Here is a 15301-nt window from a genome sequence, read left to right on the forward strand (position 1 = left end):
CAGCGAAATCAAGGAGGAGGCCGCAGGCCGGGGGACATTCGCGGAGGGGAGCACCCGGTGGCCTGCGCACGCGCCCTGAAAACCAGAGCGCTCAAACAACCTCAGAAGTCCGCACACCCATTGCGCTTCTCCGTATCCACGCAACTCGAAAGATTCGGCCGCGACCGAACGCGCGACCATTCGCGCGCCAGGATGTCGCCGCCCTGCGATGCGCGATCGCCTTCGAGCGCCCCGGTCGCAAAGCACATCGGCGGCGGCCCCATGTTGCGGTCGTACAGCCAGGTGGACGGCAGCTCGCGCAGCACGTCCGGGCGCGGCAAGTTGGGAATCGTGGACACCTGCAGCGTGCCCGGCACCACGTTCACCGCATACCCTTCGGCCGACGTGAAGCTGCCGTTGATCGGATAGCTCCCCGGCAGGCTCGCCGCGTTGGCCGTCGAGCCGGCGGCGCCGTTGAAGCCCGCGCCCGTGTCGCCCAGGATCAGCCCGCCGATGAAATAGCTGAAGAACGGATTCGCCGCGCCGAACGGCCGGCTCGCGTTGTTGATGAACACCGTGGCCACCGGCTGCTGCGCATAGATGAAGTGGTTGTCGCCCGGCGACACGCTCACCGCGCACAGCCCCGAGTACGCGCAGTGGTACAGGTTGGGCAAGAGGCCCGAGCCGCGCAGCCCGCCGCGGTTCTCGCCGATCCAGGTGTCGGCCCACACGCGCCACGGCGCACCACCGATCGTGTAGCCGCCCAGGTTCTGGAAGCGCGAGGCCGCCACGAGATCGGCGCCGCTGCCGCTGCTCACATTCGCGCCCAGCAGCAAGTCGCCCGAGAGCGTGCGCACGAACACCGTGTCGGCCGCCATCGAGGTGGCCGACGCGACCTGCGGCGCATTGCCCGCGGCGTCGTAGCCGGTGACCGAGACCGAACCGAGTTGCACCGTATCGACATCGACATACCGGAACGCACCTGCCGCGCCACCGCCGACGGTGTCCGCGCTCACGTTGTTCGCCGCCGTATCGAGCAGCACGCTGCCGCCCGTGGAGCGCGCCATCAGCGTGCCGGCCGTGATCGGCGCGGCGGCGGTCTGCGTGATGTTGCCGCGCGAGAGCAGGCCGATCTTCGAGGCCGTGAGCGCGCCGCCCAGGTTGATGTTTCCACCACCTTCGTTCTGCAGCGTCAGCGCCGAAGGCAGCGCAAGCGGCCCGACGACGTTGATGTCCGCCGCATGCGCGTTGCTGCCCGCCACGATGGTGGGCGCATCGAGCCGCGTGAACTCGGCCGCCGACACCGCGAAACCGTTGGCCGCCGTGCCGCCCAGCGTGATCGCGTTGCCCGTGCGGTCGAGCGCATTGCCCGCCGCGTCCACGCCGCCGGGGCGCAGGTTCAGCACATTGCCCGCGCGCACAGTGCCGTCGATCGCGAGCGCATCGACCGAGCCGTCGTTGCTCGCGCGCAGCACCACGTTGTTGTTGCCGTCCACGCGCGCGCCGGTGGCGATGGCCACGCCCGTGCCGTTGGCGCCCGATTCGCCCGCGATGTCGATGCTGCCCACGCCCAGCGTGGTGACCAGCGTGTTGGCCGCCAGCAGCACGCCGCCGGAGGTGGCGCTCGCGGGGCCGGCCGTCACCAGGCCGCGCACGGCGATGTTTCCGTCCACGCTGCGCACCTGCGTGTTGGCCAGGTTGACGGCCTGCACCGAGATCGGTCCCGTGCTCGGGTCGGTCACGCCGCGGGCGGTGCCCACGATCGAGATGTCGCCGCTGGTGGTGAGGATCTGGTTGGCCGGCCCGGTCGCGCTCATGCGCACGCCCGCGCCGCCGGGCGTGATGCCGGTGATCGACACGTCGCCCGTACTGCTCTGGATGGTGATGTTGCTCAGGTCGATGGTCGCGTTGAAGCCCGAGAACGTCGGCGCTGCGCGCTTGCCGGTGATCTGCACGAAGCCGCCGGCGCCGGCATCGCCCAGCGCGGTGGTGCGCGTGTCGATGGTCGTGTTGGTCAGCTGGATGGCCGTGGTGCCCGAGGTGGGACCGGTGTCGGCATTCATCGTGACGTTGCCGCCGTTGGTGAGGATCTGCCCGGTGAAGAAGATGCCGGTGGAAAAGCCCCCGCCCTGGCCATTGGCGTTGAAGACGACGTCCATCGGTCCGGTGGTGGAGCGGATGATCGTAGGCACATAGGTGCAGGGAAAGCTCGGGCAGCTCTGGCCGATGGCGTTCGCCGCATCCAGCTGGAAGGTGAGCGCCGTCGCGCCGACGGTGCGCTCGATCACCACGCCGCTGTCGAAGGTGATGTTGCCCGGGTCCGTGCCGCCGGTGCCGGTGGTGATCGTCACGCTGGAGCCCTTGTCGAGGGCGGCGTTGATGTCGCCGTCCTGGATGGTGGACGTCGCCATCGGATCGAACGGGTTGCCCGTGAGGCTGCCCGCGGCCGTGCCGTGCGCGATGGTCACGTTGAACGGATCGATCAGCCAGGAGCCCGCGCTGCCCACGGGCGCCGAGGCATCGACGCGAACGCCGGTCAGGTCGAAGTGCGCCCCGGAGGTTTCGACGAAACCGCCGTTGCCGCCCGCTGCGCCGCCGCGCGCCGAGAGCGTGCCGAAGGCGCGCAGCGCGCCGCCCGCTACCACCTTCACGCTGCCGCCATTGCCGCTCTGCGCAGCGTCGGCCTGCAGGCGGGTGGCACTGCCTACGGCGATGGCGCCGGTGGCCGCGATGTCGATGCTGCCGCCGCCGGTGGCGCCGCTGGCATCGAGCCGCGCGAGCACGGCATCGCCGTCTCCGAAGTCGACGCCGTCGACCACCACATTGCGCCCGCGCACCGAGATGCTGCCGCCCTTGCCGGTGCTGCTCGCCACCGAGATCAGCGCGCCGGTCGGCGGCACCGCGTTGGCCGGTGGCGCCGCATCGAGCGCGCTGAAGTCCGAGAACGAGTTCACGCGCAGCGAGACGTCGGTGCCCTGCGCGTCGATGGCCACGGTGCCGCCGTCGGTGCGCAGCGCATTGGGCTGCCCGGTGTCGGTGCTCACCTGCACGCCCCAGGCCGAACTGCCGTCCGGCGTGATGACGATGGCGCCGCCGGTGTCCAGGTTGGCGGTGAAGCCTTCGCCGCCCGCCTTGCCGGTGATGTCGATGCGCCGGCCGTTGCCGGCCGTGACGTTGCCGCCGATGAACACGCCGTTCGAGCTGCCCGCGAAACGGTTGGCGCCGGCGAAGGCCGCGCTCTGGCGCATCGCGTCGAGGTTGCCGCCGGTGCCTGCGATGCGCACGTCGCCGCCCGCAAGGACGCTGGCGTTGCTGCTGATGTCCACCCCGGTCTGGCTGAAGATGCTGCCCACCGGCATCTCGGCGGTCCAGTCGGCGCCGCGCCCGGTCAGCGTCACGTCGCCGCCGGTCGCGGCGATGGTGCTGCCGTAGCCCACGTTCACGCCGTTCCCGCCGACGCCGCCCACGCCATCGACGCTCACCGTGCCGGTGCCGTCGGCCTTCACCGTGCTGTACCAGAGCGCGACGCCCTCGCTCGACGAGAAGCGCGGGTTGCCGCCGTCGTCCGTCGCCACCCACGAGCGCCCCTGCCCGCGCAGGCTCACGATGCCGCCGGCGTTGGTGGCCAGCGTGCTTTCGCTCAGGTAAACGCCGGCGATCCACTGCTCGTCGGAATGCGACGAGGAGCCGCCCACCGCGCGGCCGTTGAGCGCATCGCCCTGGCCGAAGAAACGGATGTTGCCGCCGTTGGCGTCGATGGTCGCGCCCGTGAGGCGGATCGCGCCCGCGTAGTCGGTGCCGAAGTTCGGATCGCCGCCGCTCACGGAAATTTGCGCGGGGTCCGCCGCGCGGGCCGCGATGGCGCCGGTCGAGTCGGCGTTGAAGTCCACGTGGAGCGCGCCCTGCTTGGACACGATCGAGGAGCCGTTGTCCATGCGGATGTTGCCGGCGGAATCCACCCGCAGCGTGGCGGTGCCGCCTTCCTGCTTGACCACCTGCACGCCCTCGCCGAACAGCACGCCGCGCTGGTCGCCGATCGCGCCGCTCGCGAGCGTCACGTCGGTGCCGCGGCCGAGCGCGTTGCCGACGCTGCCCGCATGCACGCGCGCGCCGGGCTCCAGGTCCGGAAAGGCCGGGTCGAACGCGGCGATGTCGGCCGCGTTGGCCACCGCGAGGCTGCCCGTGGGCGTGTCGATGCGCCAGCTGCCGTTGCTTCCCCCATTGGCGCCGCCGCCCGCATCGACGCGCGCATCGCCGATCCGAAGGCCATCGGCCTTCGTGGTGATCGCGCCGCCCTTGCCGCTGCCCGCGCCGCGCGCGCTCAGTTCGCCGAACACCTGCGCGTGCGATTCGCGCGCCGGTGCAGGCAGGCCGTCCGCGAGCACCTGGCCCGTGGCCGTGCCCACGTCGATGGTGCCGCCCGCGCCTTCGCCGGTCGCGCTGGCGCGCAGTGCCGAGCCGGACGAGAGCGCCACGTCGTAGCCGCGCACCGTGACCGTGCCGCCGCCCGCCTGCCCGCTGGCATCGAGCAGCGCCGGCGGGCCTTCGGTCGTGGCCTCCAGCTTGACCTGCCCCGCCGCGATGCGAATGGTGCCGCCGCGCTCGCCGGCCGCGGCGCCGGTGGCGTCCAGCGTGCCGCCGGTCATCGCGACCTGGTTGTCCCGCCCGCCGCCGAGAAAGATCTCGCCGTTGCGCGTGCCGATGCTGCGCGCGCGCACCGTGCCGGTCTGGTTGACCACCAGCTCGCCCACGGTGACGGAGCTGCCCACGAGCGCCACGCGCCCGCCGTCGGCCTGGATCGTGCCGCTGTTGCCCACGGCCGCGCTGGTGGCCATGGCGTCGGGCGCGATCACGAGGTTGGTGAGCCCGTCGCCCACGAGGTCCAGCGTGATCCTGCGGCCCGAGGCCAGCGCGACCGTGCCGTTGTCGGCGGTGATGGTGCCGGTGCGGCCGTTGCCCACCGCCGCGCCCATCAGCACCACCTCGCCGCCACCTGTCGCGGTGATGTTGCCGAGGTTGCGCACCGCGGCCGAGTTGGCATCGGCGCGCTCGAAGGTGAGCTTGGTGGCGCCGTCCATGAAGCTCTTGTCGCTGGTCGTGAGCGCCAGCGTGGAGGCGATGAGGCCGCCCACGTTCACCGTCGCGCCCTGGCTGAACATCACGCCGTTGGGGTTGACCAAGATGACGCGCCCGTTGGCGTGGAGCTGGCCCGCGATGGTCGAGAGTTCGTTGCCGGTCACGCGGTTCAGCAGCACGCTGCTCGCGTTCGGCTGCGCGATGTTGACGATGCCGCCCGCGCCGATGGAGAAGGTCTGCCAGTTGGCGATGCCGCGCGCGAGCGGCTGGTTGATGTTCATCACCGCGCCGCTCTGCGTCATCGTGACGCCGCCGGCGATGGGGAGAAAGCCCGTGGGCAGCACTTGCGCGATGGCCGGCGAGAGGCCCGCGCACAGGAGCGAGATCGCCAGGGGCCGCAGTTGCAGGCCGCGATGGTGGCGGGCACGTTGGCGGGAGAGGTTGCGTTGCTTCATGGTCAGAACGCCTTGATGAGCTGCACGTAGAGGCGCGGATTGCGCCCACCGCCGTCGGTCTGCGCCGGCGGCGTGCCGGCGCGCCAGGCGAGCGTGGCGTTGATCGAGAAATTGCCCGGCCGCGACCAGCTCACCCCCACGCCGTAGCCGCGCAGGCTGTGGCTGTTGGCGCCGTCGAAGGCCGTGGGGTTGCGCACGATCTTTCCGTGGGCCGCGTCGTAGAAGAGGAACGGCGTGAGCTCTTCGTTGAGCGACCAGCGCCACTCGACCGTGCCGATCACGCCCTGGTCCACCAGCAGTTCGCCCGAGGGGTACGCGCGCACCGCGCGCGCGCCGCCGAGCGCGAGCTTCTCGGAGCCATCGAGGTTCTTGCTGGCCCACTGGCCGCCCACCGACAGGTACAGCGAATGGCGCGGCATGATGGCCTGCAGCCGCGAGAGCTGGAAGCTCAGCTTGGTGAAGCCGCCTTCGGTGTCGTGGCCGCCCAGGCTCTGGTCGGCCAGGCGGCTCTCCGGATCGCGGATCGAAAGATTGCCGTGGTAGAGCGTTCCGGAACTGGCCCAGTAGCCGCCGCCGAACACCTCGTCGCGGCGCTCCCAGGTCCAGCCCACGCTCAGGCCGTTCACGCGCTTGCGCGAATTGGTGTTCGCGATGCCGACCTCGTCGGTCAGGTCCTTGATGTCGGCGCCCAGGCGCAAGAACAGGTTCTGCTGGCGCTGGCGGATCAGCGGGTAGTTGAGCGAGAAGTCGAGCACGTTGGCGCGGCCGCGCGCCTCGTAGTCGGCGAACTGGCCGCCCAGCTCGTAGTTCACGCGCGCCAGGCCCACGCCCGCGCGCAGACCGCTGGTGCCGATGGGCGCTTCGTAGGCGATGCGGCCGAATTGCAGGTCGTTGCTGTCGGACACCATCAGGCGCATATCGAGGTTGTCGCCGATGCCGAACGGGCTCAGCCAGCGCGCGGTGCCGCCCACGCGATAGCGCCCCGATTCCTTGGTGCCGTGGTTGTCCGCCTCGGCCGTGAAGGCCCAGCGTGGCGCGGCGGCCACTTCGACCGAGAGATCGGTGGTGCCGGGCGACGTGCCTTCCTGCAGGCCCGACGACACCTTCACGCCGGGCTGGTCCGACAAGAGCAGCATCGAGCGCTCGTAGCTCTGCGCGCTCACGGCTTCGCCCGGCTGCAGCGGCGCGAGAAAACCGCGCACGCGCGCTTCGCTGAGCGGCGCATCGGGCGCGACGACCACGTCGACCTTGCCCAGGCGCCCTTCGATCACGCTGATCTCCACGATGCCGTCGCGCACCGTCTGCACCGGCACGATGGCCTGCGCGAGAAAGTAGCCGCGCTCCTTGTAGCGCGCGGTGATCGCCTGCGCGAGCCCTTCGAGATCGCCGAGCGTGACGTCGCGGCCGATGTAGGGCGCGGTGATCGACTGCAGCTCTTCGTTGCTCAGCGCCTTCACGCCATTGAGGCGCAGGTCGTTGAGCCTGAACGTCGTGCCGGCGGGGCGCGGCGGCGCGGGCAGGCTCTGCGGCGCGACGGCGCCGGTCGCTTGCGCGAGCGGCCGGTCGCAGGTGCCGCACGGGTCCTTGGTGGGGAGCAGTTCGGTGGCGTCGGTGCCTGCCTCGGCCGCGTGGATGCGTTGCGACGCAAGCAGCAAGGTCGCACTCACCAGAGCCGTGACCGCAAGCGCGATGGGCGTGGACCGTTGGCGAAAGCGCATCTCAGTGACCATGGCAGTTCTTCTTTTTCGTGAGGGCCGCCGCGCACGGCCGCCCGAAGCGGCCGGCCCGCCCCCGGTAGGGGGTTGGCGGACCGACACGAAGTGCGGGGAGACTGGGGGCGAGCAACATTTCTAGCTCCCGACCGTCAGGCGCCAGTTGCCGATCAGGTTGAACGGCGCCCAGAAGAAGGGATGCGACATCTTGGGGTCCTTCAGCACGGCCAGTTGCCCGGCCTGCATGGCTTTCTGCAGGTCGCGGCCCTTGGAGAGTTCGCCGTAGAGCGTGCTCATGAGCACCGCGGTCGCGTCGTCCGACACGGGCCAGAGCGAGGCGATCAGGCTGGAGCTGCCCGCCGAGAGGAACGAGCGCGTGAAGCCCAGCACCTCGTCGCCCTGCGCGATGCGCCCGAGCCCCGATTCGCACGCCGAGAGCGTGACCAGCGCGGTGCCGTCCATCGGCATGCCCAGGATCTCGTGCGCCTCGAGGAAGTTCTGCTTGCCGCCTTCGTTGGCCAGCAGGATGCGCGAGTACAGCGGATCGACCGCGTCGGCCTCGGCGTGCGCGGCCACGTGCATCAGCGGCGAGCGCGCGGCCACGTCGCGGAACTGCGTCTTGGTGGCGGCGGCGCCCATGTACACGGCGTTGCGCGGGAAGAGTTGCGCGAGCTGCTTCACTTCGGTCTCGGCGCCGGGCAGGTCGTACTTGTCCTCGATGCGCGGATTGCCGAAGGCCACCAGCGAGGCGTTCACACGCGGCGTGCGTTGCGCCAGCTGCACCGCGATGCTCATCGACGGCGCGACCGACACCGGGTGTGTCTCGATCACGTAGCGGCCATCCAGCCGCAGCGCCTGGAACGGCAGGTAGTGCAGCGGACCGTGCGGCACGATGATCAGGCGCTGCCCCGGCGCGAGGCCCAGCGGCCCGAGCAGCGCGGCGCCGAGCTTGTCGGCGTTGGTGATGGCGGTGCGGCGTCCGCGCACGATGGAGTTGCGGAAGGTCTCGACCAGCTCGTTGAGCTCCTCGCGCTTGACGGCGACGGTCTTTTCCTGGATCGCGCTCGGGCTCACCACCCACACCACCAGCCGGTCGGGCAGCGAATGGAACTGCACCACGCGCTCGTCGGCCGCCAGCGTGCGCTGCAGCGTGGCGAGATCGACGGTGCTGGTGGCCTGCTCGCTGATCTTGGCGCGGCCGCGCACCGCATCGAGCAGCGCGCGCGAGCGGCTGTGCTCGCTCACTTCGAAGGCGGCGCGCGCGTCGCCCGCATCGCTGTAGACCGAGACGCCGCGCTCGAACACCGATTGCAGGTCCGAGAACAGGCCCATCTTGAATTCTTCGCTGCGGAACTTGGCCCGCACCTTGTCCACGCCGCCCAGCGCCTGGCCCACGGCCTCGGCCGCGGCCTGCTTCTGGCCGAGCGCGATCTCGCTGCGCGCCACGCCGTCCCAGGCCCACAGGCGGTAGTACTCGGTGTCGGCGCCGACCTGGCGCGCGGTGAGCGCGCGGTACATGTCGCGCGCCTCGGCCGGCTTGTTCTCGGCCAGCAGCAGGCGGGCGCGGGTGCGATCGAGCTGCGCGGTGAGCGGTGCGTCCTTGGGCGGCGCCATGGTGCCGAGCACTTCGCGTGCGCGCACGGCCTCGCCCGCTTCGATGAGCGCGTTGACCAGCGAGGCCTGCACCAGCGGCGCATAGCGCGGCGAGCTGTTGGCCAGCGCCTCGTCGTAGCTGATGACGGCGCCCGAGAAATCGCCGCGGCGCGTGCGCACGTCGCCGATCACCTTCTGCACCGGGCCCACGACGAGCTTGGGGTCGCGCGCCGGGTGCTTGAGCGCCTCGCGGGCGAACTCCTCGGCCTTCTCCAGCTGGCCCGAGTAGCTGTAGACGATGGCCAGGTCGCGGTTGGCCATGGCCATGAGGTTCGGGTCGCGCGTGGCGTTGGCCAGGTGCAGCGCCTTGCTCGCGGCGCGAATGCTCTGGCGGAACTCGCCCGCTTCGGCCAGCGCGACGGCCTGGCTGCAGTACTGGTAGCCCGAGAGCTTGACCGCGTCCTGTCCGTAAAGCACGGAACCCTCGCTGGTCAGTGCCAGCAAGGTGTCGGTGTCCGCGAGCCTTGCCTGCTCGGCCTTGCTGGCCGCGGCCTCGGCATCAGGCGCCTGTGGCTGCGCCGACGCAGAAGGGCCGTATGCCAGCAGAAGCAGGCCGGCCAGACCGAGTGCGCTTGCGAAACCCGCACGCGCACGTGCAGGGCGCTCCCATCCCCAACTTGAAAACCACGCCATTGGACCCCCGCACGCGGCCGGTGCACCTGCCCTGTTGCTGCAGATGCTCGACGCCGCGGAAGTGCGCGCCGTTCAGGCCTCGTGGGGAAAGTCTAGGAGGGGGTACCTCGCGCGCCTATTCGCAATACGGTCTAGCGCAAAAGGACTAAGTCATGAAAACGAAACCGGCCCTCGGGCCGGTTTCGCTGGTTCTTCGCCGTGGGCTCAATTCACCCTCAATTCACCGTATGTGCGCCGAGGCCCGCGGAGGTGTCGATGGGAAAGCTGTCCCACTCCACCGACGGATCGAAGGCCAGGCCCGGGTTGCGGTCGCCGGCCTTGATGGCGGGCTTGCGGCGCAGCGTCTGGTTCAGCGTGCTGACGCCGCCCACGCCGGTCCATTCGGTGCCGGGGTCGGTGCCGACCTGGCCGATGCGGTCGATGACCACGCCCGACTTCTCCAGCGTCAGCGCGTCGTCGCCGTTGAAGTTGACGACGCTGCTGTTGATGACCGTGCCCGGTGGCTTGAAGGCCGCCGTGGCGGCATTGTTCGCAAGCACCAGCACGCCGCCGGCCGCGAGGGTGCCGGTCAACGGCGCGCTGCTGCCCGGCGCGGCCGCGCCGTTGGAATACAGGTTCAGCGTGTACAGGCTCAGGTCCACGGCGGCCGCGGTCGGGTTGTAGATCTCCAGCGCCTTGTTGGTCGCCGAGCCTTCCACGTACTCACTGAAGAAGAGGTCCGGCGCGCCCGGCGGCGTGACCACCACCACGGTGCTCACGTTCACGCTGCCCGACTGCACCGCGGTCTGGCCCGCGGAGTTGGTGAGCGTGACGACGACGCTGAAGGTGCCCGCGGCCGCATAGGTGTGCGTGACGACGCTGGTGCCCGGCGCCGTCGTGGCGGCGGTCCCGTCGCCCCAGTCGACGCTCAGCGACGTGAGCGTGGTCGCGCCGCCCGGCGTGGCCTGCGAGATGTTCACGCTGTAGGTCTCGCCGACCTTCACGGCCGCCGGGATCGACGCGGTGACGATGGGTTGCACCGCCGCCGCATCGGCCGTGAGCGTGAGGCCGACCAGCACCGGGTCATGGTCCGACGCGCGGAACGGCGTGGGCGCGAAGCGGTCGTCGGTGGTGAAGTCGGTGTTGTAGTCCAGCGCGGTGGGCTCGTCGGAGTTGATGTGCCAGACGCTGACGCCGGTGACCTGCGTCTTGAGCGAGGCCGACGCGTAGGAATGGTCCAGCGCGCCGGTCTCGCCGCCGAAGACGTAGGTGTAGCGGTCGTTGGCGGGCATGCGCTTGAGCAGGCTCTCGTTGCCGGCGGCTTCCAGTTGCTGGGTCGGGTCTTCCAGCAGGTAGCTGTTGAAGTCGCCCATCATCAACACGTCGTTCTCCACCTGCGGCGCGCCCATGAGCTTGAGCTTGGCGACGAAGCTGTTGAGCGCCTTCGCCTGCTCGATGCGCGCCAGGTTGAAGCAGCCCTGGCCCTGGTCGATGTCGCCCGAGGTCGGGCAGCTGCCCTTGCTCTTGAAGTGGTTCACCACGAACCAGAAGCCGCCGTTGTTGCCCACGGTGCTGAAGCGCTGGGCCAGCGGCGGCCGGCCGCTCGCGGCGGTGTAGTTCGCCAGGTCCGCGCCCGTGGGCAGCACCACGTTGCCCACGCGCTGCACCTTTGCGGGCTTGTAGAGGATGTCCACCTTGATCGCATCGGTGCCGAACACGCCGCTGTGCACCGCGGCATAGGTGTTCGCGCCGACCTTGGCGTTGAGCGCGGCCAGGAGGTCGTCGGTCGCCACGTCGGTGTTCTGGATCTCCATGAGCCCGACCACGTCGGCATCGAGCCCCGCGATGGCGGCCACGATCTTGGCCTGCTGGCGCTGGAACTCATTGAGGTTGTTGGCGCCGCGGCAGTTGCCCGCGGCGGCCGGGCCGGTGCCGAACGAGCAGCCCTGGCCGGTCTGGCCCGAGGCGGTTTCGCCGTTCAGGAACGTGGTGAAGTAGTTCAGCACGTTGAAGCTCGCGACCTTGAGCGTGCCGCTCACCACCGGTGCGGTCGGCTGGCGCGCATTGGCCTGTGCGAACACCGGCGCCACCGTCGGCTGGATGCGGTAGGCGCCGAAGTTGTGGCTCAGGATGCCGGTGACCTTCTGGGTCGTGTCGCCCATGCGGCGCGTGCCGTCGGTGCCGGGCGCGCTCAGGTAGGGAATGGGGTTCGGGTTCTGCGGCGAGGCGCCGTCGTCCAGCACGATGCGCGAGAGCAGGTTCTGCGCATGCGTGGCCGATGCGTTGCCGTTGGTGGTGTTGAACTGGCGCCCGTTGAGCGACAGCACCATCTGGCCATAGCGGCCGAGCTCGAAGAGCTCGGTCACGGCCAGCGGCTGCGCGATCTCCACCAGCATGCCTTCGTAGCGCTCCAGCGTGGACTCGTCGGCCACCGGCAGCGTGATCTTCGTGGGCGCGATGGTGATGCCGCTGCCGCAGACGCTGATGGCCAGCGGATCGCCGCCGGTGCCAGCGATCTGCGTGATGGCATCGGGCTTGGCGCCGGCGCCGGCGGTCTGGCCGAACTCGGTCACCGCGCCCGAGACCTGGACGTAGTCGCCCACGGCCACGCGGGTGGCAGCGCCCGGCGCGTAGACGAAGATGCCTTCGGAGGTCGCCGGGTCGGCGTCGGGCACCAGCTGCTGCACGAAGAAGCCGTTGAGCTTCACGACGGTGGTGCCGGTGTTCTGGAAGTCGCCGACGACCACGCCGCGCACGGTCACGGCCTGCGACGCCATGGGGCTCAGGTCGCCCGTGCCCTGGATGGCCGAGATGGCCGTGAGCGGCGCGCTGGCCGGCACAGCGGCCGAGCAGGTGGGCGGCGTGACCGGGGGCGTCACGGGCGGTGTGACGGGCGGTTCTTCCGGCGGCGTTCCGGGTGGCGTTTCCGGCGGTGTCGTGGGAGGCGTTGTCGGGGGCGTTGTCGGGGGTGTCGTCGGCGGCGCATTGCCCGAGGACGGAGGGATCAGCGGAAAGGAGGCACCGCCCCCGCTGCCACCGCCGCCGCAGGCGGTCAGCACGAGCGCCAGGGTCAGCGCCAGGAATTTGAGATGCCGGATGGGCCTCGATGCCGGATGCGTCATGTGGGAACTTCTTGAAGGAGATAAGAAACAGCGGGCGCGCAGCGGCTGTTTCTATGTTCCTTGTGTGTCACCCCCGAGTAACCCCGATTTCACTTGGGTGACTGCGCGCACGCGGCACTGTGCCGCCGGCGCACGCAGCACTGTGCCGCCGGCACACGGGCACTCCGCCGCCGGCACATGACGGCGCGGCGGCGTGAACGAAAACCGGATCGGATCGAAGCGCGCGAGGCGCCGCCGTTAGGCGGGCACGGCGTCGACGTTCGCGCGGTCCCAGTGGCGATGCCTGGCGATCGCCGCGATGAAGTCGTGCGCGATCTGCGTGGCCGCGGTGCTGTCGCCCAGGTTGGTGACCGGCGTGGCCGCCACGACCACGCCCGCGGGCGCATCGCTGTCCGCGCCGATGCCCAGCGAAGCGAGCAGCTTCACGCCCTCGCCCACCGTGCAGATGGCCTTGCTGTGCTTGTAGGCCTCCAGCACGAAGTGCACCGCGTCGCCCATGCCGGCCATCGCGGCCGCGCTGTCGGCGCCGGCCGGCACCAGCACCGCATCGAACATCACCGAGGGCGTGTTCGTGAACGTCATGTCCACATCGATCTGGCGCTTCGATGCACTGGCCACTGTGCCCAGGCGCGGGCCGACGATCTTGCATTGCGCGCCGGCCTGCTCCAGCGCATCGCGGATCGGCTTGAGCGACGCGGAATCGACACCGTCGGCCACCAGGATCGCGACCTTGCGCGTGCGGATCGAGCCGTCGCCGGTGTCGGCCATGCTGAGCGCGGGCGACTCGTCGATGGGCAGCGCGATGCGGTGATCGCGAAAGCCCGCGCGGCCCGCCGCCGCCTTGGCATCGGGCTCGCCGATGCCCAGTGGCTCGGCCACGCGGCGCGCGAGCTTCTCGTCCACGTGCGCGAGGTTGTCCACCATGCGCTGGCGGATCGCCGGCACTTCCAGCTTGGAGAGCTCGAAGCGGAAGGCCGCGATGATGTGCTCCTTCTCGGCCGCGCTCTGGCTGTTGAAGAACAGGCGCGCCTGCGTGAAGTGGTCGTCGAACGAGGGGCTGCGGCGGCGCACCTTGGGCGCGTCGATCTCCTCGGGAAACGACTGGAAGCCGTTGCTGCCGCCGTCGACGCGAAACTCCGTGCCGCTGCCCAGCGTGTTGGGCTCGTAGGCCACCTGGCCACGCGCGATGGTCTGGCGGTGCATGCCGTCGCGCTGGAAGTTGTGGAACGGGCACACGGCCTTGTTGATCGGCAGCTCGTGGAAGTTGGCGCCGCCCAGCCGCGAGATCTGCGTGTCGGTGTACGAGAAAAGGCGCCCCTGCAGCAGCGGGTCGTTGCTGAAGTCGATGCCCGGCACCACGTGGCCCGGGTGGAAGGCCACCTGCTCGGTCTCGGCGAAGAAGTTGTCGGGGTTGCGGTTGAGCACCAGCTTGCCGATCTTCTGCACGGGCACCATTTCCTCGGGGATGAGCTTGGTCGGGTCCAGCAGGTCGAAGCCCAGCGAATGCTCCTTGTCGGCCGGCACGATCTGCACGCCCAGCTCCCATTCGGGGAAGTCGCCGTTCTCGATGGCTTCCCAGAGGTCGCGGCGGTGGAAGTCCGCGTCCTTGCCGGCGATCTTCTGCGCCTCGTCCCACACCAGGCCGTGAATGCCCAGCTTGGGCTTCCAGTGGAACTTCACGAAGTGGCTCTCGCCGCGCGCATTGACGAAGCGGAAGGTGTGCACGCCGAAGCCTTCCATCATCCGGTAGCTGCGCGGAATGGCACGGTCGCTCATCGCCCACATCAGCATGTGCGTGCTCTCGGGCATGAGCGAGGCGAAGTCCCAGAAGGTGTCGTGCGCGCTCGCGGCCTGCGGCATCGCGTGGTGCGGCTCGGGCTTGACCGCGTGGATGAGGTCGGGGAACTTCATCGCGTCCTGGATGAAGAACACCGGGATGTTGTTGCCCACCAGGTCGTAGTTGCCTTCGCGGGTGTAGAACTTGACGGCGAAGCCGCGCACGTCGCGCACCGTATCGGCCGATCCGCGTTCGCCGGCCACGGTCGAGAAGCGCACGAAAACGGGCGTCTTCACGTCCGGGTCCTGCAAGAAGTCGGCCGAGGTGAACTGCGACATCGACTTGTAGACCTGGAAATAGCCATGCGCCGCCGAGCCGCGCGCATGCACGGCGCGCTCGGGAATGCGCTCGTGGTCGAAGTGCGTGATCTTCTCGCGGAGGATGAAGTCTTCCAGGAGCGTGGGTCCGCGCACGCCCGCCTTCAGCGAGTTGTGGTTGTCCGGGATCTGCAGGCCTTGGTTGGTCGTCAGGTGCGCGGGATGCTCGGTGGTGAAGCCGTCCAACTGCAGCTGCTTGGCGTTGCGGCCGTCACCGGACTTGGCGGTAGGGGCGCGGCGACCTGCGGCGGCTTTGTTCTGTGGCGTCATCGGGGACCTGGGATCTTTCATGGACAGGAGAGAAGGAGAGAGCGAGAGAGAGGGGCGCGGGCGTCAGCCCATTTCGTTGTTGTCGAGAAACATGTCCAGCACGTTCACCACGGCGACCAGGCAGATGCAGCCCGCGACCGCGGCAACGGCCCACACGAGGATTTCGTCGCCCAGCGAACCGCCGAGCGAGCTGAACAGCGATGAAAGCTCCATGATTTCCCTCCAAGGAATATCCGAATGACAGAGACCTGCAAGGTTAGGTTTTGAA

6 protein-coding genes are annotated in these 15301 nt (G+C 69.8%); all 6 read right to left on the bottom strand.

Annotated elements, in window-relative coordinates; all coding sequences use genetic code 11:
* Positions 1-101: 101 nt before the first annotated feature.
* Positions 102-5510 carry a two-partner secretion domain-containing protein gene (locus ACZYRS_RS30270; RefSeq protein WP_463422162.1) on the bottom strand — a complete coding sequence of 1803 codons (5409 nt, stop codon included), beginning with the start codon at positions 5508-5510 and terminating at the stop codon, positions 102-104.
* A gap of 2 nt (positions 5511-5512) precedes the next feature.
* Positions 5513-7240 (bottom strand): ShlB/FhaC/HecB family hemolysin secretion/activation protein, encoded by a 1728-nt coding sequence (locus ACZYRS_RS30275; protein WP_463422163.1) that lies wholly within the window; start codon positions 7238-7240, stop codon positions 5513-5515.
* A gap of 120 nt (positions 7241-7360) precedes the next feature.
* Entirely contained in the window at positions 7361-9319 is a 1959-nt protein-coding gene (locus ACZYRS_RS30280; RefSeq protein ID WP_463422164.1) for a CHAT domain-containing protein, read from the bottom strand.
* 404 nt (positions 9320-9723) lie between these two features.
* On the bottom strand, positions 9724-12609 hold the full coding sequence (locus ACZYRS_RS30285) for an ExeM/NucH family extracellular endonuclease (protein WP_463422165.1): 2886 nt from the start codon (positions 12607-12609) through the stop codon (positions 9724-9726).
* A gap of 237 nt (positions 12610-12846) precedes the next feature.
* Positions 12847-15033 carry a catalase HPII gene (gene katE / locus ACZYRS_RS30290; protein ID WP_463422166.1) on the bottom strand — a complete coding sequence of 729 codons (2187 nt, stop codon included), beginning with the start codon at positions 15031-15033 and terminating at the stop codon, positions 12847-12849.
* Between the two features lie 63 nt (positions 15034-15096).
* On the bottom strand, positions 15097-15246 hold the full coding sequence (locus ACZYRS_RS30295) for a hypothetical protein (protein ID WP_198788289.1): 150 nt from the start codon (positions 15244-15246) through the stop codon (positions 15097-15099).
* Positions 15247-15301: the final 55 nt, after the last annotated feature.

The organism is Variovorax sp. AC194 (assembly GCF_979257995.1).

Bases quoted from the DNA above. Each gene is read 5' to 3' on its own strand.
- katE (WP_463422166.1), bottom strand. From the start codon at position 15,033: ATGACGCCACAGAACAAAGCCGCCGCAGGTCGCCGCGCCCCTACCGCC.
- ACZYRS_RS30285 (WP_463422165.1), bottom strand. From the start codon at position 12,609: ATGACGCATCCGGCATCGAGGCCCATCCGGCATCTCAAATTCCTGGCG.
- ACZYRS_RS30275 (WP_463422163.1), bottom strand. From the start codon at position 7,240: ATGGTCACTGAGATGCGCTTTCGCCAACGGTCCACGCCCATCGCGCTT.
- ACZYRS_RS30295 (WP_198788289.1), bottom strand. From the start codon at position 15,246: ATGGAGCTTTCATCGCTGTTCAGCTCGCTCGGCGGTTCGCTGGGCGAC.
- ACZYRS_RS30270 (WP_463422162.1), bottom strand. From the start codon at position 5,510: ATGAAGCAACGCAACCTCTCCCGCCAACGTGCCCGCCACCATCGCGGC.